This window comes from Thermonema sp. (assembly GCF_026003375.1).
GTDB classification, from domain to species: domain Bacteria; phylum Bacteroidota; class Bacteroidia; order Cytophagales; family Thermonemataceae; genus Thermonema; species Thermonema rossianum.
In genome coordinates, this window is sequence record NZ_BPHD01000002.1 from 644025 (window position 1) to 665448 (window position 21424).

Here is a 21424-nt window from a genome sequence, read left to right on the forward strand (position 1 = left end):
TACTACAAAAGTAATACATTTTGCAAAACTTTTTGAGGAAGACTGCCATAGTGTCAGTACAAGGGATATTCACCACGGAAAACAAAGACGGCCGGTCCCTGCAGGTAAATGTCGGTGAAATGTCCGGGGCTTAGCATGCGGAAATATACCGTCAAAGTGCCGCCCAAAGCTTCCACTTTTACCGGCGAAGGCATGCCACGCAAAGCAGCGGCCAAAGCGGCAGCCGTAGCGCCGGTGCCACAGGCATAGGTCTCGTCTTCCACGCCACGCTCATAAGTGCGGATGGCAATGGTTCCGGGGCTTTTATGTTCAATGAAATTCACGTTGGTGCCTTTTGGTCCGAAGGGATCGGCATAGCGGATGCGCCTTCCTTCCTGCAGCACCGGAAAAGCGGCCAGTTCTTTCACCCATTGCACATAATGAGGCGAGCCGGTGTCCAGAAAGCAGGCTTCCGGCGACATGGCATTGACTTCCGTCACGTCCTGCATCTTCAATTTAATTTCGTTACTCAGTACTTCTGCTTCGTGCATGCCGTCGTAGGCTTCAAAAACTACTGACTGCGGGCAGATGCCATGTTTATGGGCAAAAGCCACCGCGCAGCGCGCACCATTTCCGCACAAAGACCCTTCGTAGCCATCGGCATTGAAGTAAATCATCTTGAAGTGGGCTTGCGGCGCGTGTTCTATCAAAATAAGCCCGTCGGCTCCAATGCCGAAACGGCGTTGACACATACGCGCAATCAGCCCGGCTTCATCCTTGGGGAAGTGCCCTGCGCGGTTGTCGATAATGATAAAATCGTTGCCGGCGCCCTGGTATTTTTCAAAAGAGATGCTATCCATAAAAATGCAGATTTAAAAGGCGCAATGCCTACTCTCAATTTTATTCAATATTTTTGCTTCAAATTGCAAAGTGCAAATTTCTTCTCTATAATTGAATACACAAAAGAAAATCATACGGCTATGATACGAAACGACTGGACACTTGAAGAAGTGCGTGACATTTACCAAACCCCTATCATGGATTTGATTTACCGCGCCGCTACGGTGCATCGTCAATATCATGACCCCAACGAAGTGCAGGTGTGTACCCTGCTTTCCATTAAAACCGGCGGCTGTCCGGAAGATTGTGCCTACTGCCCGCAGGCAGCCCGCTATAATACCGGCGTGGAAGTGCACAAACTACTGGATGTGGAAACCGTGCTCAAAAAAGCACTGGAAGCCAAAGAAGCAGGCAGCACCCGCTTCTGTATGGGCGCCGCTTGGCGTGAAGTGCGCAATAACCGCGACTTCGACAAAGTGCTTGAGATGGTGAAAGGCGTAGCCAATTTGGGCTTGGAGGTATGTTGTACCCTGGGCATGCTCACCGAAGAGCAGGCACAAAAATTAAAGGAAGCGGGGCTCTATGCCTACAACCACAACTTGGATACAAGTGAAGACTATTACGACGACATCATATCGACGCGCACCTACGCAGACCGTTTGAAGACCATCGAGGCTGTCAACAAAAGCGGCATTTCAGTTTGTTCAGGTGGTATCATAGGTTTGGGCGAAAAAGAAGAAGACCGCATAGCCATGCTGCATACGCTGGCTACCATGAGTACGCACCCCGAATCGGTGCCCATCAATGCGTTGGTTCCGGTGCCGGGCACCCCGCTGGCAGAGCAGCCGCGTGTGTCTGTGTGGGAAATGGTGCGCATGATAGCCACCGCCCGTATTCTGATGCCCAAGGCAATGGTGCGCCTATCGGCAGGACGCGTGCGTATGAACGTGGAAGAGCAGGCCTTGTGTTTCCTGGCAGGTGCCAACTCTATCTTTGCCGGCGACAAACTGCTCACCACCCCCAACCCCGATTACGTGGAAGACCAAAAGCTTTTCCAAATATTACAACTAAAACCCCGTCCGGCTTACAAACAAGAAGCAAACCGTTGTGAGCATGCATAATCAAACCCCGGAGGTGTCGTGGCTCAAACAATACCACGACACCTTTGCTTTTTTCGGCATCAAGTCTTACGAACACCTCCTGACAAGGTGGCAAGAGCCGCATCGTTTTTATCATAACCTTGCCCACCTCAAAGAGCTGCTGGGCTGTATAGAGCAAAGCGAGGTGAAAGACAGCGAAAGGCATATTTTGATAGCATCTGCCTTTTACCATGATGCGGTATATCTGCCTTGGCGCACAGATAATGAAGAACTATCGGCTGCTTTGTTCGAAGCCGACTGCCCGCAACAAAGCGAAGCCGCTGCACTGGTAAAGCAGATTATCCTGGACACCCGCACCCACGAAGCTACCCACCCGCTTTCGGTCCTATTCTGCCGCTTCGATACCCACCTATTGCGCCACGGCTCATTTGTGGAGTTGCTGCAGTGGGAGGCTGCCATTTTTAAGGAATATCAGTGCTTTGATTACCGTATTTACCGCGAAGCGCGCCTGAAGTTGCTTCAGCACTGGATAGAGCGCTATCCCGAAAATCAAAACAACTTGCAAAGCCTTTACGATTACCTACTGCACTATAAGCCCAAAATTGGTGTTTATCCCGGCTCGTTCAATCCTTTTCATAAAGGGCACTATAATATTTTGGTGAAAGCCGAGCAAGTGTTTGACAAGGTCATCATAGCGCGGGGCATCAATCCGGAAAAAACCGATGCACTGACCCGCGACGCCATCAGCCCCATACTGTATTACCGCCAAACCGAAGGCTTCGAAGGCCTGCTTACCGATTATCTGACAAGCAAAGAAGCGTATGCCGACGTAACGCTTATCCGGGGGCTACGCAATGGCGATGATTTGGCTTATGAGATGAACCAGCTGCAGTTTATGCGCGACATGAAGCACAATCTTAAAACCGTATTTTTCCACTGCGATGTGGAATACGAACACATCAGCTCTTCGGCCCTGCGCAACCTGGATAAGATAGGCAAAGGCTACAGCCGGCCCTATCTGCCCGAACTGCCGGTGCCCCACCTCGCGCATTTCATTGAAGAGCGTTTTATGACTTAAACACTCAATAAAAGGATACTCTGACAAACCAAAGGGCAACCTGCTTACCGGAGGTTGCCCTTTATTTTATTGGAGAATAAGCTCTATGGTTTATTTGTTCAGGTTAAACGGCACGTGTAAACCGAAGTAAGGCATGATAAACTGCTGTACTTTGAACTTCTCTACCCCATCTTCCACCGTGCGGGCAAAAGTCCACTTGGCATCTACGCCCAAAGCCAAAAACTTGGCAAAGCGGTAAGCCAAGCGTCCCTGTGCCAAAGAGCGCTGGTCCAAGGTAAAGGCGTCGCTCAAGTCAGCCAATTGTCCTTTGATATAAGAACCTTGAATGATCCACCCGTCAATCAACTCATTGGCATCCAAAGTAAGATAGATGTATGCAGGGTTTTGCTCCGATACATTGTCGGGCAAGAGCAAGCCGCCCCCCAAACGCACCTTGTTGATGATGGTACCGGTCAAGGCACCAAAAGTACCGGTCAAGGAAGTAGTGGTCAACAGGCTTTCAATTTTGGCATCTTTGTTCAGCTCATAAATGGCATTGAAAAACTGTGGCTGATAGTAGTCGCTAAACCACAAACGCTCCAAGCGCACATCTAAGTTAAAGATATTGGCAACGAAGTTGATGCCCGCATGCACCCCAAAGCTAAAACCGGTACCGGCTTTGTAACCGTTGATAAGGTCAGCCTGCTCAGGGTTGGCAATAGCCAGCTCCAACTGGCGTGCTCGCAGGCTGTCCGAGTCTATTTTGTTCAGTTTGTTGTACTGGGTGTAAGCCGTCAGGCGCAGCATGGAGTTGTTCACAACCGTAACGCCCATATCCACGCCCCAGGCACTTAGCCCATCGCGTACATAATAGGTAGAAGGCAGATTGGAGGGATCATTGACTGCTTCGTCATCTTGAAATACTTTTGTGTAATCGGTATTGTCGCGGTCTTGCAGATAGGTAAAGCCTATTTCTACCGTTTTGGCTACGGGTATTTCGGTAGTTGCCAAAGGACGCACATAAGGGCGCACCGCCAACAAGCCCGAAGTGCTCAGGTTGCCATAAAGCCCTTCAATACCAAAGTACGGAACGGGGCGGATGTCAGCACTGATACCTACGGCACGTTTTTCAAACGAGGGTGAGTTGGTGTATTGGTTGACCAAACCACCAAAACCTATGTACTCGCCCGTCATGTCACCTATCTTCACATATACCTTGTCGCGCTTTTTGAAGCCATAGCGCAGATAGCGCATCATACGCAGCGCCCCCACGCCGTTCTGAAACTCGTCTTTACGCAGCTCGCCTGTTTCCACATTCCACAACAAAGGCACGTCGAAGCCCACGCCTATTTTCCAAATGGCAATTTCGGGCTGAATGCGAAAACCTACATACTGCTGCTCGCCAATTTTGGTGTACACGAAAGGCAGCTTAAACACACTCATGCTGTCCATAGCAGACAGCCCCATGGTCATGGATGGGTCCTGATAAGTATCTTGCCCGTCTTGCTGAGCCCAAGCGGGTGCTGCAGCAAAGGCTGTCAGCAAGCCCCAAAGTAAAATCTTTTTCATACAACTTGTGTTTTGTTCAAACAAAAAACCGTTTTAGTTCATTAGCAAAAATCAGGCAATACAAACACAAAAAAATCTTAAATTCAAAGGAAAGGTTACTATATCCCTGATTTTCATGAGTTACGAACACACACAACTGCCTTCCGAAGCTGAAGCGCTCCGTGTTTTAAAACAATACTGGGGCTACACGTCCTTCCGGCCCATGCAGTGGGACATCATCCGCTCGGTATTGGAAGGGCGCGATACCTTGGCTCTGTTGCCCACCGGTGGGGGCAAATCCATCTGCTACCAAGTACCGGCTTTGTTGCGTCCGGGTCTATGCTTGGTGGTGTCGCCCCTGATTGCGCTCATGAAAGACCAAGTGGAACAGCTAAAACGCAGGGGCATTGCCGCCGAGCTCATCACCTCCGGCATGAGCCACCGGCAAATCGATTTCGCCCTGGATCGTTGTATCTATGGCAATGTGCGCTTTTTATATGTATCGCCCGAGCGCCTGCAAACAAGCCTTTTCATTGAGCGGGCAAAGAAAATGAACATTCAACTGCTGGCTGTAGACGAAGCGCACTGCATTTCACAATGGGGCTACGAATTCCGTCCGGCGTACCTGCAAATAACCCGTTTCCGGGCGCAGCTTCCACAGCGCCCTACTACTCTTGCCGTCACGGCATCGGCCACGCCACAAGTGCAACAAGACATTCGCGAGAAGCTGGAGTTCAGCTCCGATTATCGTTTTTTTCAAAAAAGCTTTTTGCGCCCCAACCTGTCTTATTCGGTCTTTGAAGAAGAAAACAAAGCAGAAAGACTGCTGTATATCTTGCAAAAAGTAAAAGGCAGCGCCATTCTGTATGCCGATACACGCAAGCGATGTGAGCAGCTGGCACTTTGGCTACGCAAGAAGGGTTTTTCTGCCGGCTACTACCATGCGGGGCTGAGCGCCCAAGAACGCAACCACAAGCAAAACGAATGGATACACAACCGCCTTCGGCTGATGGTAGCAACCAATGCTTTCGGCATGGGCATCGACAAGCCCGACGTCCGTCTGGTGTTGCATATAGCCCCACCCGCCTCGCCGGAAGCCTATTACCAAGAAGCCGGGCGTGCCGGGCGTGACGAACAGCCCGCCTATGCCGTACTGCTTTACCATGCTTCCGACTTTCAAAAGCTCAAAGCACAAATCGAACGCAGCTATCCCCCCGAAGCCGTTTTACGGCGGGCTTATGAGTCGCTCAGCAACTATTTTCAATTGGCTGTAGGCAGTGGCGAAGGTCAAAGTTTCGATTTTCATTTCGAGCAATGGCAGACGCGCAGCGGCCTCTCTGCCCAAGAAGCTTATTTTTCGCTCAAAGCACTCGAGCAACTGGGCATTATCGAGTTTACCGAAGACTTCTACCGCCCGGCTCAGTTGCATGTGCTGCTCAATCAAAAAGACCTTTACGATTTTATCCTGCGAAGCCCCCATCTTGAAGGCGTCATCAAAGGGTGTCTGCGCTTGGGTGGTGGCAAGCTGTTTACTGAATACCATGCCTTTTCGCTCAATGAATGGGCAAAGAAGCTAAGCATGAAGCCCCAAGAGCTGCACCACGCTCTTTTACAATTGCGCAAAGCAGGCGTCATGGACTACCAAGCTGCCGGCGAGGGCAGTCAGATTACCTTTTTGCTGCCCCGCCATCAAGCTCAACGGCTTCCGCTGCGCTACCACCTTTTGCAAGAGCTTAAAGAGAACCATCTGGCGAAGGTAGAAGCCATGGAGCAATACTGCCGCGGACAGCACTGCCGCAGCTTGTTCATTGCGCATTACTTCGGTGAAAAAAACGAGCAAAGTTGCGGCTTCTGTGACTACTGTATTGGTGAAAAGAAAAAGAAAAAAGCGGCAGAGCGCCTTCAAAATGTAAAAGAGCATATCAAAGCGCTGTGCCGCCAAGCCCCCCTGCCTCTGGAAGACCTGCGCAAACACATCAAACAATTGGACTTAAAACTCATTGAGCAAGCCCTCGAAGATTTAAGCCGGGAAGGCTATATCAGAATCAACGATGCCCAAATAATTGAATGGGTTTTGCCCTCATAAGCCAATTTCTTACACCTGTTTGCCGTATATGGGCGCCTTTTTGTTTGTTTCAATGTTAATAAATTGTTAACTTAGAGTTAACACATTTTAAAAACAGAAGACCATGAGGCGCTATTTATACAGCTTGGCAGGGATGTTCCTTCTGATATTCAGCTTCCGGGGCTTTGCACAACCGTCCGAGAGCGGCGTACAGCCTGCTTTTTCGGATACAGAGCAGCACACGCGGCACGCCATTTTGCGTGAGTTTCATGCTTTCCGGCAAGCCATCGAAGGTGAACGCCTCTATTGGGAAGCACAGGCAAGCAAACGGCCTGTCAATAAAAACTTACTATACAAACTCTTCCGGCATACAAAAAAAAACCTGCTGAAAGAATATCAAGCTTACAGCCGATGGAGCGACTTGCCGGAAAATGGTGCTTTCGACTGCGTAACGGGCAGCATGGTGTATGCTTATCTTTTGGGTAAAATAGGCGTTCCTTATGAAATCATGGAAGCCCCCCATCATGTATTCGTAAAAGTGCACCTTGGAAATGAAGAAATTGTGCTTGAGTCAACCGATGAAAACGGCTTTTTGGAATTTGAGCAAGACATAGCCGAACACGCCCGTTTTTACGCCGAAGGCGGACAATTTACCGGCATCAGTTTTGTGCAACTGATAGCCCTCTATTATTACAACCAGGCAGCGCATGCCTTCAATCGAGGTCAATGGGAAGTAGCCCGCCGCTATATCCATGAAGCCGATTTGCTCTATTCTTCCGCACGCATTCGTGAGCTAAAAGCAGAATTGGAAAGCCGGGCGCAATGGATGGTGGCACAGTTTTCATTTTAAAAAAGATACAAGCACACCGCAGCGCTGCTTTTTCCACGGACAGGGGACCGCTGTGTGCTTGTATGCCCAAAGCAGGAAGGGCTTAAAACGGTAAATCGTCGTCATCGTCATCAGCCAGGAAGGGCGGCACATCATCTACTGATGAAGAAGTGCTTTTTTCTGCCGGTGGTGTATGCGATGCCACATTGGACGAACCATAAGAAGAGGTGGTGGACTGCTCGTCCGGGCGCCCGCCCAGCAATATCATCGACTGGGCACGTATTTTCACCATAGAGCGTTTGTTGCCGTCTTTGTCTTCCCAGTTGTCTGTTCTGATTTTTCCTTCTATATATACCTGACTTCCCTTGCGCAAATATTGCTCTGCAATTTTAGCCAAGCTGTCCCACATTTCTATCCGGTGCCATTCGGTGATCGATTGGCGGTTGCCCTGCTTGTCCATGTAGGTTTCGGTAGTTGCCAAATTGAAAGTAGCCACTACCGAACCGCTCTCCAGGGTACGCACTTCGGGGTCGGCACCTAAGTTGCCGATAAGCATTACTTTGTTGAGTCCTCTTGCCATAATTTACGCTTGTTTTAGTGTGCAAATATGCATGAATATAAAGAATTTTGGTTAAAAAAAGGATGGTCAGGCAGTTACATTTTTGCTTTTTTTCGAAAAATGGATGCTTTTATTCATGCAGAAGATGCTTGTGGCGTTCGAAGTACTGCGCAATCACAATGGGCTTGGGCAGGGCGTCGCATTCTTCCGGTGTAAACCAATCGCCGCCATCCTTCAGGAAGGGCGGCAAGGCTGCATCCGGTGGCAGGCGCAGCATGCCTATGTCAATAAACAGCTCCTGATGTGTGAGCAAATGGCGTATTTGCTCAATGGCTTGTGCTTGTTGCCAAAGCGCTGCCGGTGCTTCGTTTTGCAACAGCTGTTCCATCTCGCGCGCCGTAGCTGCTTCGATGCGGGCCGGTTCGTACAGCCCCTTCCATATGTCCTTTTGTTTGCGCTCTTGCATCCATAACTTACCGTTACGGTAAAAGAAACGATAAGATAAATAACGCTTGCGCTTGGTAGTTTTCTTGCTCTTTACCGGTAGCTCCTGCTGTTTGCCATATTGTGCGGCATAGCAGTCATCACGAAAAGGACAGGTCATGCACAAAGGCTTTTGCGGCGTACACTGCACGGCACCAAACTCCATCATGGCTTGATTGTAGGCAGCTGCTTCCTGCGGTGGCATATGTGCTTCGCTTAGTGCTTTGAACTTGTGTTTGGTCTTTGTACGGGAAATGTCGTCGTACAAGCCGTAGAGGCGCGCCAACACACGAAACACGTTGCCATCGACCACGGCCACGGGTTCATCGAAAGCAAAAGACGCAATGGCAGCGGCCGTGTAGTCGCCTACGCCTTTCAACCGGCGCAGCTCGTCATAAGAAGCGGGGAAACGCCCCGCCCACTGTATGCTGATGGTGCGGGCGGCAGCATGCAAGTTGCGCGCCCGGCTATAATAGCCCAGCCCTTGCCATAAACGCAACACTTCTTCTATGGGCGCTTTTGCCAAATGATGCACGGTGGGGTAGTGCTCTACAAAACGCTCATAATAAGCGAGCCCTTGCGCTACGCGCGTTTGCTGAAGAATGACTTCAGAAAGCCAAATGCGGTAAGGGTCACGCGTCTTACGCCAGGGCAAATCCCGCTGATGCAAGCGATACCACTCGAGCAGGCGCCCGGCAAAATGGGGAATCATTTTCATAAAGCTGCTGTTTTAAGTCTGAATGTCAAGATTTTATGTTTTTCCCTTTTTGCGGGTAATATTAAATTTTTTGATAAGTATTTTTAAAATCGATAAACAAACTATACCTTTGTGTTCCACTAAAACAGTGGTTTTTAACTTGTTATATTTTTTAGTAGGATCAAGGTTTAACTTAAAAATTGTAAGAACCGTGACAAAGGCAGAAGTTATCGCACAGATTGTTGAGAAGACAGGTATCGACAAAGCTGATGTTCAAAAAGTAGTAGAGACCTTTTTTGAGGTAGTGAAGGACAACATGACCAAAGGCGAAAACATTTATTTCCGCGGCTTTGGCAGCTTCGTTAACAAAAAACGTGCTCGCAAAACCGCCCGCAATATTGCTAAAAACGTGGCTATCATCATCGAGCCGCACTATGTGCCTTCATTCAAGCCTGCAAAAACCTTTGCAGAAGCTGTGAAAAACAACCTGAAAGTAGAAGAGAGCCGCGAAGAAGCAGCTGTTTAAAGTAATTTAAATAACTTTCATTTATGAACAAGTCTCAGATAATTGTAAGCATTGGCGGAGTCGTTCTGATGGGTGGCTTGTATGCTTTGCCCCGCCAGGTGGTGAAAAAACCGGCGGTGCCTGCCAATGAGGCAGCTCCTGAGCAGGAAGCAGCGCCTGCCCATCAAGAGCCACATGCCAACATGCAATTATCTGAGGCTTCTCTTGCTCAAATCAAGCGCTTGCGCGATGCTTGGCAGCAAGCCGCCCCCAAAGCGAAGCCCATGTGGGCTGACTCTTTGGCCATGGCTTTCTACCAGGCCGGCCGTTTCGACAGCGCCGCCTACTATATGGCATGGAAAGCCGAACGCAGCCAAAGCATAGAGGACAAACTGCGCGCTGCCGATGCCTATTATGAGGCTTTTCGCTTTGCCATGGATGCCGAGCGTGCCAACCGTTTTGGCGAGCAGGCAAGAGCTCTTTACCGGGAGGTGTTGCAACAAGACAGCTCTTTGTTGGATGCCAAGGCAAAGATGGCGATGACCTACATCACCACTTCCGAGCCGATGCGTGGCATCCAAATGCTTTTGAGTATATTGCAAACAAATCCCGACCACGAGTTGGCACTTTACAACTTGGGGCTGCTGTCCATGCAACGGGGTGCTTATGATAAGGCGGTGCACCGCTTCGAGCATTTGCTTGAGGTGAACCCGCAGCATGCCGAGGCTTATTTGTTGCTTGCCGAGAGTTATTTGAACCTCGGCAAAACCGCAGAAGCCAAGGCAGCCTTGCAGCGCGCCCTCGAGCAACTGAAAGACCCCGCAGCAAAAGCACAAATTGAGCAAGCTATCAAGGAATTAAATTAATGTTTCACCAAAAAATAACAAGACTATGCCTTGTGGAAGAAAACGTAAAAGACACAAGATTGCGACACACAAACGCAAAAAAAGACTAAGAAAAAACCGTCATAAGAAGAAAAACCGTTAGTGCATCTTGTATGCACTCACTTGAAAGGCTTCAGTCGGAAGCCTTTTCCCTCTTTTTTACATGGATAGTAAAATCATGAGACCGTGAGTCATGAACTAATTGTCAATGTCGCGAAGAACAGCGTACGCATTGCGCTGCTCAACGACAAGGACATCATCGAGTATCATGTAGTAGAGGGGGACAATCCATTTAATGTAGGAGATATTTACTTTGGGACGGTAAAGAAGGTAGTCTCAGGACACAACGCGGCTTTTATCGATGTAGGCTACGAAAAAGATGCTTTTCTGCACTACACCGACTTGGGGCCGAACGTGCGAACGCTGTTGCGCTATACCAAAGACACTATTGCCAAGCGGCAAAAAACGCACAAATTAGACAATATTCAGTTTGAAGAGCCCATAGAAAAGGGGGGAAAAATAGGGCAGGTGCTCAAACGCAACATGCCCATTTTGGTGCAAATAGAAAAAGAACCTATTTCCAACAAAGGTCCCCGCTTGTCCTGCCAGCTGACCATTGCAGGGCGCTATTTGGTGCTCATTCCATTTGCCGATACAGTCAATGTATCGAAAAAAATTATCAAAAAAGAAGAGCGCAACAGGCTATTACGCCTTATCAACTCTATCAAACCCAAGAATTTTGGTGTGATTGTGCGCACCGCCGCCGAAGGCAAAGAAGTAGCTGAACTCGACGCCGACCTGCGCGAGCTGATGGCGCGTTGGGAAGCCGGTTATCGTATTTTGCGCGAAGCACGCCCACCGGCTAAAATCATTGGCGAATTGAGCCGCGTATCGGCCATTTTGCGCGACATGCTCGACGAAAACTTCGATGCAGTGGTGGTCGATGACCCCGGCATGTATGAAGAAATACGTTCTTACATACGGCGCATTGCCCCCGACCGCGAAAAAATAGTGAAGCTATACAACGGCAAAGTGGGCATTTTTGAGCACTACGGCATCGAAAAGCAGCTCAAGCAGATATTCGGAAAAAGCGTGTCGCTTCCCGGTGGAGGCTATCTCATCATTGAGCATACCGAAGCCTTGCACGTCATAGACGTGAACAGCGGCAACCAAGCTGCCAACACGGGCAACCAAGAAGAAACGGCGCTGAAAGTGAACTTAGAAGCAGCCAAAGAAATAGCCCGTCAATTGCGTGTAAGAGACATGGGGGGGATTATCGTCATAGACTTCATAGACATGAAGAACCCCGCCCACAAAAAAGCGGTGTACGAAGCCATGAAAGAATTCATGAAGAGCGATCGTGCCCGCCATACCATTTTGCCCATTACCCGCTTCGGTTTGATGCAAATCACCCGCGAGCGTGTCCGTCCCGAATTAAACATTAAAACCCGTGAGGTTTGTCCCGCCTGCAATGGCACCGGCAGCATTTCTGCCAGCATATTGATTGCAGATGCCATTGAAAATGCTTTGGACTACATCGTGCATCATCAAAAAGAGCGCGGTCTAAGTCTTATTGTGCACCCCTATTTACATGCCTACTTCACCAAAGGACTGTGGTCTAAGCAAATGAAGTGGTTTTTTAAATATGGCACTTGGGTGCGCGTGATTCCTGATACCTCTTTGGCTATCAATGAATATAAATTCAAAAACAAAAAAGGTATTGAAATAGAAACCTGAAACAAAAAAGGCTGTCCCGGCGGACAGCCTTTTTTGCTTACATCGCCAAGTTTTACTCTTCTTCCGCTTCATTTCTCAGGATTGCCAACAGACGAAAAGCACCGGTAGCTACCAGCGAATCGGCAGGTGCAAAAGGCAAAGGCTCTTGTATTGCCAGCAGACCACCGCCTGCCGGCGTGAGCTGCACAGCTACCGGCTCCATGCGGTTGCCTCTCTTCCGCCAAACATATGCTTGCCCGTTGTCATAAACGACCGATTCTTCGGGCACAACCCACGCCCGGCGGGGGGCAACGGCAATCCATGCTTGCACATAACTGCCGGCCACGGGGTGTTGTGGCACTTGGTCGAAATGTGCGTGCACATTGGTGCTGCGGTCTGCATTCAGCTTGGCGTTTACTTCAAACACCTTGGCGTGCAGTGTGTCTTGGGGGGCGGCAGCCAGCACCAAGCGCACCTGCTGCCCACGCTGCACCTTGGGCAGGTCTTTTTCGAAAACCGTCAGCTCGATATGCACATGGCGCTCGTCCAGCAGTTCAAGAATGGCTTGTTGTGGCTGCACATAGGCGCCTTCGGTAAGCAATATTTTGGTAACGACGGCCGGGCGCTCCGCGCGCACCGGCAGCCACTTGTGCAGCTTGCCCTGTGCTATTTGTCTTGCGCTGACGCCCAACACCTCAAACTGCGCTTCCAAAGCCCGCTTTTCTGCCAAAGATTTGCGGTAAGCCGCATTGGTTTGTTCAAAAGTTTTGCGCGCATTGATGTCCAGCTCCAACAACGACTGCTCCCGCTTGTAAGCACTTTCGAGCTGCTCCACATCGGCCAGGACGGTCAAGTAGCGCTTTTGCATGTCTATAAAATCCAAACTTTCAATGAAACAGAGCGTTTGTCCTTGCCGCACGTGCTGCCCTTCGATGAGTTGAAGCTTACGCACATAGCCGGGAATACGTGCACTCACCTGTATGATGCTTTCAGGGGGAGGCATCACCTGTCCACTTACTTCTATCCATTCTGCTACCTCTTGTTGGCGTGCTTGGGTAAACTCTATGCCCAATTCCTGCACTTGCTGCGGGCTCAAACTGATGGCTTGCAGGGCTTGGTGCTCTGCTGCAGGTGCTTCTGCTTGTGCGGCTTCCTCGGCCTGTTGGTTGGTGCATGCTGTCGATACGGCAAGCAAAGCGAAAATATATAAAATGCGTTTCATGGTTGTTTCCGGTTTTGTAAGTGTTTTAAAACTGACTGATTGCTTCTTCGAGTGTGTTTTCATGATAATGCCATGTAATCACAGCCCGGTTATATTCATAAAGACGAGTGTAATAATCGGCTGTCCAGTCGATGGTTTGCAGGTAATAGTTCAGGAAAGTCATGCGGTCGAACTCACCACGCGCCAGTGCTTGTTGTGCCTGTTGCAGTTGTTTTTCCACCAAGCGGTAAAGCTGCTGCAGCTCCTCCAGTTCTACTGCCAAGCGCTGCAGCTCGGCGCGGTTGTTATCTTTGTTCACCTGCCACTGCTGTTGCTTCCATTCCATGTCATAGCGCAACGCTTCTTCGGCAATGCGGTTGGCTTGCTGCAATTTATGTAAGCCGCTGTTGAACAAAGGCAGATTCAGGGTGAGCATGATTCCCTGAAAGCGCTTGCCGGCATCGTAGTAGCGCTCTTCGCCCGGCGCCCCCTGCCAGCCCTGCAAAGACTGGTTGAAGTAACCTATTGAAAGCGTGGGCATGCTTTCAGCCCGTTGAAAGCGGCGGGTAGCTTTCTGCTGCTCATATTCTGCCTGCCAGAGTTTCTCTAACGGATGCGATGCACCGGCACTTTTCATGGGCATATCCCATGCGAGAAGCTCATCTGATGGCTGCGTGTCTGTGCCGGTGTAAAGCTTGAGCCTTTGCAAAGCTTTTTGCAGTGCTGCCCGGTGCATACGCTCCAGGCGGCCATATTGATAACTTTTCAACTGTATTTGGTTGCTTTCCAAACTGCTCAAGTTACCGGCTTGGTTCGAACGCTTTGCCATTGCCAGCAGTGAGTCAGCCATAAGGGCTGCTTCATGATACAGCGCCTGCATTTTTTGCTCGTACAACACCTCTTCATACACCAGCAGTGCATTGTATAGCAGTTCTGCTGCCAGCACTTCTTGCCGGCTTTGGTACAGGCTATAGGTAGCATTGCTTGCTTCTTTACGCGCTTTGAATTGCCAGAACAGAGGCAACTCTTGCCGGATGGCAAAGTAGTTGTCCCAAAAAATGGAATTGTATTGCCCGCCCATCCACTCCAGTTGCAGGCGGGGCAGTTGCGCCCAGTTTTTTGCTTGCCATGCATGGGCTTGCGTTTGCTGCTCTGCCGCTTGCATAGCCTTTTGTTCTTGCAGCAAAGCGGGCAGGCTTTCGCGGCGCAAGGTCTGTGCTTGCGAAGGCAAAGCCAGCAGCACAAGCCCTGCCGTGCCGATGAACCAAAAGCGCAAGGTACTACCACGCCGGCGGAAGCCCTGTTCTTTGAGCGTGTAAAGGCAGGGTAAGAGCACCAAAGTAAGCACGGTAGCGGTCATCAAACCAAAGATAACGACCGTAGCCAAGGGGCGCTGTACCTCTGCCCCATCGGACTGTGACAAGGCCATGGGCAAGAAAGCCCACCGAAGCCACCAGTGCCGTCGTCATAACGGGGCGCAGACGGGTGAGGCTGCCTGTCATGACGACACGCCACAGGTTGCGGCTTTGAGTTTTCAAGTGGCGGAATTCTGCAATCAAGACAATGCCATTCAATACTGCAATGCCAAACAGCGCAATGAAGCCCACACCTGCCGAAATGCTGAAAGGCATGCCGCGCAGGCTCAGCCCCCACACACCACCAATGGCAGCCAGTGGCACTGCCGAAAAGATAAGCAAGGCATCTGAAAAGGAACGAAAAGTAAAATACAACAGCATGAAGATGAGTGCCAAAGCCAAAGGAACGGCTATCATCAAACGGTTTTGTGCTTCCTGCAGGGTTTCGAACTGCCCGCCAAAAGTGATGACGTAACCGGGGGGCAGCTTCACTTGTTCATATACCTTTTTTTCCACCTCTTCTACAACCGAAGCGATGTCGCGCCCCCGCACGTTGAAAGCCACACTCAGGAAACGGCGGGCGTTGTCGCGCCGGATTTCGTTCAAGCTTTCTTTTTGCTCTATGTGCGCCACTTTTGAAATGGGCACCATTTGTCCGTCTTTGCTTCTCAAATAAATTTCCTGCACGTGCTCTTTGCGCTCGCGGAATGCCTGCTCGTAGCGCAATACCAGGTCGAAGCGCCGCTCTTCTTCGTATATCTGCCCTACCTGCCATCCGGCAAAGGCAGCCTGCAGGCTTTGGTTGGCGGTTTCTATGTCAATACCATAGCGTGCCAATGCCTGCCGGTCAAAAGAGACCACAATTTGCGGCATGCCGCCCAAGCGCTGCACATACAAGTCTTTTGCCCCTTGCACTTGCTGCACCACCTGCGCAATCTTTTCGCCATAAACCATCAAAGTATCGAAGTTTTCACCATATAGCTTCACTGCTACATCTTGCCGTATGCCGGTAATCAGTTCATTGAAACGCAACTGAATGGGCTGTTGAAAACTCAGCTGCAAGCCGGGAATTTGTGTGAGCCTTTCTTGAATGGCAGCTACCAGCTCCTGCTGCGTATCGAAGCGCGTCCAGGTGTCACGGTCGTGCAGCAACACCATCAAGTCGGTTTCTTCAATGGGCATGGGGTCGGTAGGTATTTCGGCAGTGCCTATTTTGCCCACCGTAGCCCGCACTTCCGGAAATTCAGTCAATAAAATATGAGATATACGGCTTACTTGCCGCACGCTTTCTTGTAGACTACTGCCCTGTAAAAGGGTCACTCGTATGGCTATGTCGCCCTCTTGCAGGGTAGGCACCAGCTCTGCGCCCATTTGCAGAAAGCGCCACAGGCTCAGGGCAAACAACAATACGGCCATGGCCACCACCAGCAAACGGCGGCGCAAGGCGCCCCACAGCACCGGACGGTACAATGCCTGCATGGCGTGCACAATACGCGCCGAGACTGCCCAAGTAGGTTTTATTTTTTTATTGAGCAGCCATGCGCTCATCATGGGCACATAAGTTAAAGACAAAATAAAAGCGCCCAAAATGGCAAAAATCACGGTGGCAGCCATAGGCTTGAACATGCGCCCTTCCACGCCACTCAATGCCAACACCGGCAAATACACTATCATGATGATGATTTCGCCAAAAGCGGCGGCATTGCGCACTTTCACAGCCGAACGAAAAACCGCCTCGTTCATCTCTTGTTGCGGCAGGCGTTTATTCAAAAAGTGAGTATGCAAGTAATGCAAGCCGGCCTCTACAATGATAATAGAGCCATCGACAATAATGCCAAAATCAATGGCGCCCAAGCTCATCAGGTTGCCGGAAATGCCAAATATGTTCATCATGCCAATGGCAAAAAGCATGGACAAAGGAATGACCGAAGCCACCACCAAGCCGGCACGCAAGCTACCCAACAGCAGCATGATGACGGCAATGACAATCAGCGCCCCTTCGGTCAGGTTTTTTACTACGGTGCGAATGGTGCGATTGACCAACTGCGTGCGGTCCAAATACGGCTCAATGACCACGCCCTCGGGCAAGCTTCGTTGTATTTGCTGCAAACGCTCTTTCACACGTTCAATGACTTTGGCGGCATTTTCGCCTTTCAACATCATCACAATGCCGCCTACGGCTTCGCCCCGGTCGTTGTAGGTCAGTGCTCCATAACGGACGGCATGCCCCCAACGCACCTCGGCTACCTCTTTGAGCAGAATGGGCAATCCTTGTGCGGTATAACCTACACAAATTTGTTTGAGCTCGTCGAGAGACTGCAACAAGCCTTCGCTTCGGATAAAATAAGCCCGCTCACCTTTTTCAATGTAGGCAGAGCCTGCGTTTTGGTTGTTCATTTCCACGGCACGGGCAATATCGGCAATGGTGAGCCCAAAAGAGCGTAGTTTTTGCGGATTGAGCGCTATTTCGTATTGTTTCAGATAACCGCCAAAGCCACTGACGTCGGCCACGCCGGGCGTGCCCAGCAACTGACGCCGCACCACCCAATCCTGTAAGGTACGCAACTGCATGGCGTCGTATTGTTGCTCATAACCTTTCTTGGGACGCAACACATATTGATACACCTCCCCCAAACCGGTGGACAAAGGTGCCATGGCCGGCTTTCCTATAGACGGGGGCACTTCCACACCCGCCAGGCGTTCTTGCACCTGTTGTCTTGCCCAGTATATATCGGTGGCATCATCGAAAACCACTGTTACAACCGACAAGCCAAAGCGAGAAATGGAACGTACTTCTTTCAGCTCCGGAATATTGAGCATGGCTTGCTCCACGGGGAAGGTAACCAAGCGCTCTACGTCGGAAGCCGACAGAGCAGGCGCCGTGGTGATAATTTGTACTTGGTTATTGGTGATGTCGGGCACGGCATCAACGGGCAATTGGCGTAAAGAATAAATCCCCCACGCCAACCATGCCAACATAGCCAAACCTATGATTGCCCTATGATGGATGGAAAAATGAATGATTCTATTGAGCATAGCATTTCTTTTTTTTAATGAATGAAAGAGCAAACACATAAACCACAGCACATGCCGCATAGCGGCAGCAAGGCTGCTTTTGTGTTCGTTTGGTAAAAGAAAGGTTGAATGCTATGCCCGGCGGGGGGGATGAAAAACAAAATCAATGGCAGAGCGGGGCGTGCCGGCCCGGTGCCCCACTATCCCTTTCACCACTGTTTGGAGCTTGACAAGCGGGGGCAGTTCTCTGCTTGTGAGTATAAAGAAAAACAACTGCAGCCCTTCGTGCTGGTGCACCTTCATGGGCAGCTTTTGATGCTCACTTGCCCCTTCGTCCCGGTGCTGATGATTCAGGCGCACATAATGCTCTATCAAAAAACTAAAAAAAGAAGAGCCGGCATGATGCTCCATGTAGTGATGCCACAACAAAGGCAACTTGCTTACCTCTTCGGCATCTTGAAAAGGGAAGCAAGCACTTGCGGCTATCCAAAGCGTGAGACCATATGCCAAGGCTCTTCTGAGCATGCTTAGTCTATGTTGGAAATAGGTTGCTCGGGCAATACTTCAAGCTCTACCTTGGTGATGGCATTGCCCTCTTTTTCTTTCACTACAAACTTAAGGTTTTCTACAATAGCCACCTCGCCTATCTCCGGTATTTTTCCGAGCGTGTAGTTGAGCAAGCCGGCCACAGTATCGTATTCGTCGCCCTCGGGGATGTCGAAAGGCAAGTAACGATTCACATCGGTGAGCGAGGTCAATCCATCCAGCAAATAGTGGTTGTCGTCCAGGCGCTGCACAATGGGCTGCTCGTTGTCGTATTCATCCTGTATGTCGCCTACTATTTCTTCCAGCACATCTTCCAGCGTAAGCAGCCCGGCCGTGCCCCCGTACTTATCCACCACAATGGCCATGTGCACGCGATGGTGCTGCAGGGTGCGTAGCAGGCGGTCCAAAGGCATGTCTTCAGGCACGAATAGGGGTTTGCGCAAGATGCGTCTGAGCTGCGCAATATCCGACTTTTCTTTTCTTACCACCAAAGAGAGCAGGTCTTTGGCATAAAGAATGCCCACTATTTTGTCTATGGTCTCTTCATAGACCGGCAAGCGTGAATAGCCTTCTTCGTTTACCTTATCTACAATCTGCTGCAGCGGGCTGTCGATAGAGACCGCCGCCACCTTGGGGCGCGGCACCATGATTTGCCCGGCCACCTTTTCATTGAACTGCAAGACATTTACAATCAAGGCTTGTTCGGTGTCCGGCTGCCCTTCGTCTTGGGGCTGGTGCTCAATCATTGCCAAAATTTCTTCTTCGTCGTAAAGCGTGGCTTCGGTGCGCAGGCTGTCGGTGTCTTTTTCCAGCTTCTTGGCCACAATCAGCACCAACCACGCAAAAGGATATAGAAACGAATAAATGAGACGTAAGGGGAAAAAGAGTTGCTTCAAAACCTTAACCGGTGACTTGATGGCGATAGAACGCATCCAAAAATCGCCCAGCAAAGCCAACAGGACGGCACAAAGCAGCAAGCCGCCGATGGCCAGGCTCCATCGTCCGTAAGCTTCACGGATAGCCAGGCTCATCCATGCCTGCGCTGCCAGCCAACCGATGAGCAGCGCCATCAGTACTTTAAACAAATAAAGCGATGAGAGCACCAGGTCATGGCGCGTAATTAAGAAGTTGGTGCGTTCGGGGCTGAGTCTTTCGTTTTTTTCTAAGGCAGCATGCAAATTATGGTATTTCACGACTGCCACACGCAGCAAAGTAGCCAAAGCGTAAAGGGCAGTCAACAGGATAAGCCATAAAATACTACTTTCACTTTCCATAGGTTGGTTTCGTTTGTAAATATCTCTGTTTTAAAAAAAGGTGGTCTAATTTAAATTTTTCTACGTTTTGCAAAAATAGTTAGTTCCGTTTTGCTGCCTCTTCTTGCTTTTTCAATTGCTGCTCTTGCCACCACCGGCGCACCTCCTCTTTCGATTTTTTCGGTTCCAAGCCCTTTTCTTTTGCCAGTGTCAACAGCAAATCAAAAGCCTGCTCGAAATCGTTTTTTATTTTTCCGTCCAATACGGCATCTTTAATCTGCTCTTTGAGTTCCCCGATGATGCGCCCCGGTTTCAAGTCGAAGGTAAACATGATGCACTCGCCGCTAATGACGGGCTGAAAGTTGCGAATGCGGTCGCGCTCTTCCACTTCCATGATTTTTTGTTCTACCTTATCGAAGTTCTTCAAAAAGCGCGCTACTTTGTTTTTATCTTTCGAGGTGATGTCGGCACGGCAAAGCAGCATCAAGTCTTCGAGATATTCGCCGGCATCGAAAAGCAAGCGGCGGATGGCAGAGTCGGTTACGGTCTCTTTAACCAAAGCAATAGGGCGCAAATGCAGACGCACCAAGGTTTCTACTTTCTTTAAGGGCTCCTTATTGGGCAAGCGCAGGCGCTTGAATATTTGCCGTGTCATTTTGGCCCCTACAACTTCATGCCCATGGAAGGTCCATCCTACTTTGGGGTCGAAAGCCTTGGTAGGCGCCTTGCCTATGTCGTGCAGCAGGGCAGCCCAACGCAACCAAAGGTCATCGCTTACTTTAGCTACATTGTCCAAGACCTTCAAGGTATGGTAAAAGTTATCTTTGTGCCCTTTGCCGTCGATCACTTCCACACCATGCAATGCCACCAATTCGGGCAAGATATACTCAAGCAAGCCTGCTGTGAAAAGCAGCTTAAAACCATAAGAAGGCAGCGGTGACAAGATGATTTTATTCAATTCTTCGGTAATACGCTCTTGCGATAATATCTTGATGCGCTCCTTGTTGCGTATAATGGCTTCGAATGTGTCGGGTTCTATATCGAACTGCAACTGAGAAGCGAAGCGTATGGCGCGCAGCATGCGCAAAGGGTCATCGGAAAAAGTGATGTCCGGGTCAAGGGGGGTGCGTATGATCCTACGCTTCATGTCTTTGAGTCCGTCGAAGGGGTCAATGAGCTCGCCCCAACGGGCTTGGTTCACACACACCGCCAAAGCATTGATGGTAAAATCGCGTCTCTTTTGGTCGTCTTCGAGTGTGCCGTTCTCTACGATGGGCTTGCGTGAGTCGGCACGGTAAGACTCCTTACGCGCGCCTACAAACTCTACCTGCCAGCCATCGAAATGAAACATGGCAGTGCCGAAGTTTTTATATACGTTTACTTTCAATTGGGGGCTAATGAGCGCGGCCGTCTTTTTTGCCAATTCAATGCCGCTGCCCACACATACAAAATCCACATCTTTGGTAGGGCGCCCCAACAGGCAGTCTCTCACATAACCGCCTACCACATAGGTTTCCACGCCCAGCTCGTCGGCTGCTTGTTGTACGTAGCGGAAGATAGGTTGCTCGCTCAGGTGCTTTTGAAAGTCAAAGTTAAAGTTATTGACAGTTGCCGGTCTCATTGTGTTCTACGGTTAAAATCGGGTGCCTTTCGCAAGGCACAAGCTCATGAGTAGCTACCACTCGATGCATGAAGTAACTACCACCCGGTGCAAAGTTACACAATTCAAACGGACTCCCTTTGCCCAATGGTTTGACAATCCTTGATTTTAGGCTTATCTTGGGAGGGCATT

The 21424-nt window shown here is 50.0% G+C and carries 17 protein-coding genes; 7 read left to right on the plus strand and 10 right to left on the minus strand.

What is annotated here, in order from left to right:
* Window positions 1–53 precede the first annotated feature (53 nt).
* Window positions 54–839, minus strand: coding sequence for a diaminopimelate epimerase (dapF, locus tag QVE43_RS07995; RefSeq protein ID WP_288005882.1), 786 nt, complete (start codon window positions 837–839; stop codon window positions 54–56).
* 120 nt (window positions 840–959) lie between these two features.
* On the opposite strand from dapF, the gene bioB reads away from it, so the two are divergent.
* Both bioB and QVE43_RS08005 read left to right on the plus strand, forming a co-directional pair.
* Complete coding sequence (gene bioB / locus QVE43_RS08000; protein ID WP_288005884.1) at window positions 960–1940, plus strand: biotin synthase BioB; 981 nt, start codon at window positions 960–962, stop codon at window positions 1938–1940.
* Window positions 1933–2997, plus strand: coding sequence for an adenylyltransferase/cytidyltransferase family protein (locus QVE43_RS08005; protein WP_288005886.1), 1065 nt, complete (start codon window positions 1933–1935; stop codon window positions 2995–2997). The genes bioB and QVE43_RS08005 overlap by 8 nt, the downstream gene beginning before the upstream one ends.
* A 90-nt stretch (window positions 2998–3087) precedes the next feature.
* Here QVE43_RS08005 and QVE43_RS08010 read toward each other — a convergent pair whose 3' ends face one another.
* A complete protein-coding gene (locus tag QVE43_RS08010; RefSeq protein ID WP_288005888.1) occupies window positions 3088–4545 on the minus strand; it encodes a hypothetical protein in 1458 nt (485 codons plus the stop codon).
* A gap of 115 nt (window positions 4546–4660) precedes the next feature.
* On the opposite strand from QVE43_RS08010, the gene QVE43_RS08015 reads away from it, so the two are divergent.
* Together QVE43_RS08015 and QVE43_RS08020 are read left to right on the plus strand one after the other, a co-directional pair.
* The gene (locus QVE43_RS08015; protein WP_288005891.1) at window positions 4661–6610 is read left to right on the plus strand and encodes an ATP-dependent DNA helicase RecQ; all 1950 of its coding nucleotides are present in this window, start codon (window positions 4661–4663) and stop codon (window positions 6608–6610) included.
* Between the two features lie 103 nt (window positions 6611–6713).
* Entirely contained in the window at window positions 6714–7439 is a 726-nt protein-coding gene (locus QVE43_RS08020) for a hypothetical protein (protein WP_288005893.1), read from the plus strand.
* A gap of 82 nt (window positions 7440–7521) precedes the next feature.
* On the opposite strand, the gene QVE43_RS08025 is transcribed toward QVE43_RS08020, so the two are convergent.
* Together QVE43_RS08025 and mutY are read right to left on the minus strand one after the other, a co-directional pair.
* Window positions 7522–7998 (minus strand): single-stranded DNA-binding protein, encoded by a 477-nt coding sequence (locus tag QVE43_RS08025; protein ID WP_288005895.1) that lies wholly within the window; start codon window positions 7996–7998, stop codon window positions 7522–7524.
* A 109-nt stretch (window positions 7999–8107) separates the two neighbouring features.
* Window positions 8108–9178: an A/G-specific adenine glycosylase gene (mutY, locus tag QVE43_RS08030; RefSeq protein WP_288005897.1), complete on the minus strand. Its 1071-nt coding sequence runs from the start codon at window positions 9176–9178 to the stop codon at window positions 8108–8110.
* Window positions 9179–9368: 190 nt separating this feature from the next.
* On the opposite strand from mutY, the gene QVE43_RS08035 reads away from it, so the two are divergent.
* The 3 genes from QVE43_RS08035 (at window position 9369) to QVE43_RS08045 (ending at window position 12283) form a co-directional block, all read left to right on the plus strand.
* Complete coding sequence (locus QVE43_RS08035; protein ID WP_038028277.1) at window positions 9369–9683, plus strand: HU family DNA-binding protein; 315 nt, start codon at window positions 9369–9371, stop codon at window positions 9681–9683.
* 23 nt (window positions 9684–9706) lie between these two features.
* Window positions 9707–10528, plus strand: a complete 822-nt coding sequence (locus QVE43_RS08040) for a tetratricopeptide repeat protein (RefSeq protein ID WP_288005899.1) — start codon at window positions 9707–9709, stop codon at window positions 10526–10528.
* A gap of 204 nt (window positions 10529–10732) precedes the next feature.
* Window positions 10733–12283 (plus strand): Rne/Rng family ribonuclease, encoded by a 1551-nt coding sequence (locus QVE43_RS08045; RefSeq protein WP_288005902.1) that lies wholly within the window; start codon window positions 10733–10735, stop codon window positions 12281–12283.
* A 52-nt stretch (window positions 12284–12335) separates the two neighbouring features.
* Here the strand turns inward: QVE43_RS08045 and QVE43_RS08050 are convergent, their stop codons facing one another.
* From QVE43_RS08050 to QVE43_RS08075, 6 genes are all read right to left on the minus strand, one after another.
* Window positions 12336–13484 (minus strand): efflux RND transporter periplasmic adaptor subunit, encoded by a 1149-nt coding sequence (locus QVE43_RS08050; RefSeq protein WP_288005904.1) that lies wholly within the window; start codon window positions 13482–13484, stop codon window positions 12336–12338.
* 25 nt (window positions 13485–13509) lie between these two features.
* Window positions 13510–14850 carry a TolC family protein gene (locus tag QVE43_RS08055; protein ID WP_288005906.1) on the minus strand — a complete coding sequence of 447 codons (1341 nt, stop codon included), beginning with the start codon at window positions 14848–14850 and terminating at the stop codon, window positions 13510–13512.
* Window positions 14744–17854, minus strand: a complete 3111-nt coding sequence (locus QVE43_RS08060) for an efflux RND transporter permease subunit (protein WP_288005908.1) — start codon at window positions 17852–17854, stop codon at window positions 14744–14746. Before QVE43_RS08060 ends, QVE43_RS08055 begins: the two co-directional genes overlap by 107 nt.
* Before the next feature lie 111 nt (window positions 17855–17965).
* Window positions 17966–18358: a hypothetical protein gene (locus QVE43_RS08065; RefSeq protein WP_288005910.1), complete on the minus strand. Its 393-nt coding sequence runs from the start codon at window positions 18356–18358 to the stop codon at window positions 17966–17968.
* A 2-nt stretch (window positions 18359–18360) separates the two neighbouring features.
* Window positions 18361–19653 (minus strand): hemolysin family protein, encoded by a 1293-nt coding sequence (locus QVE43_RS08070; RefSeq protein ID WP_288005912.1) that lies wholly within the window; start codon window positions 19651–19653, stop codon window positions 18361–18363.
* Window positions 19654–19732: 79 nt separating this feature from the next.
* Window positions 19733–21253 (minus strand): CCA tRNA nucleotidyltransferase, encoded by a 1521-nt coding sequence (locus QVE43_RS08075; RefSeq protein WP_051632953.1) that lies wholly within the window; start codon window positions 21251–21253, stop codon window positions 19733–19735.
* Window positions 21254–21424 lie beyond the last annotated feature (171 nt).

Bases quoted from the DNA above. Each gene is read 5' to 3' on its own strand.
- QVE43_RS08005 (WP_288005886.1), top strand. From the start codon at position 1,933: ATGCATAATCAAACCCCGGAGGTGTCGTGGCTCAAACAATACCACGAC.
- QVE43_RS08060 (WP_288005908.1), bottom strand. From the start codon at position 17,854: ATGCTCAATAGAATCATTCATTTTTCCATCCATCATAGGGCAATCATA.
- QVE43_RS08020 (WP_288005893.1), top strand. From the start codon at position 6,714: ATGAGGCGCTATTTATACAGCTTGGCAGGGATGTTCCTTCTGATATTC.
- dapF (WP_288005882.1), bottom strand. From the start codon at position 839: ATGGATAGCATCTCTTTTGAAAAATACCAGGGCGCCGGCAACGATTTT.
- QVE43_RS08070 (WP_288005912.1), bottom strand. From the start codon at position 19,653: ATGGAAAGTGAAAGTAGTATTTTATGGCTTATCCTGTTGACTGCCCTT.
- QVE43_RS08050 (WP_288005904.1), bottom strand. From the start codon at position 13,484: ATGAAACGCATTTTATATATTTTCGCTTTGCTTGCCGTATCGACAGCA.
- bioB (WP_288005884.1), top strand. From the start codon at position 960: ATGATACGAAACGACTGGACACTTGAAGAAGTGCGTGACATTTACCAA.
- QVE43_RS08025 (WP_288005895.1), bottom strand. From the start codon at position 7,998: ATGGCAAGAGGACTCAACAAAGTAATGCTTATCGGCAACTTAGGTGCC.
- QVE43_RS08040 (WP_288005899.1), top strand. From the start codon at position 9,707: ATGAACAAGTCTCAGATAATTGTAAGCATTGGCGGAGTCGTTCTGATG.
- QVE43_RS08010 (WP_288005888.1), bottom strand. From the start codon at position 4,545: ATGAAAAAGATTTTACTTTGGGGCTTGCTGACAGCCTTTGCTGCAGCA.
- QVE43_RS08015 (WP_288005891.1), top strand. From the start codon at position 4,661: ATGAGTTACGAACACACACAACTGCCTTCCGAAGCTGAAGCGCTCCGT.
- mutY (WP_288005897.1), bottom strand. From the start codon at position 9,178: ATGAAAATGATTCCCCATTTTGCCGGGCGCCTGCTCGAGTGGTATCGC.
- QVE43_RS08075 (WP_051632953.1), bottom strand. From the start codon at position 21,253: ATGAGACCGGCAACTGTCAATAACTTTAACTTTGACTTTCAAAAGCAC.
- QVE43_RS08065 (WP_288005910.1), bottom strand. From the start codon at position 18,358: ATGCTCAGAAGAGCCTTGGCATATGGTCTCACGCTTTGGATAGCCGCA.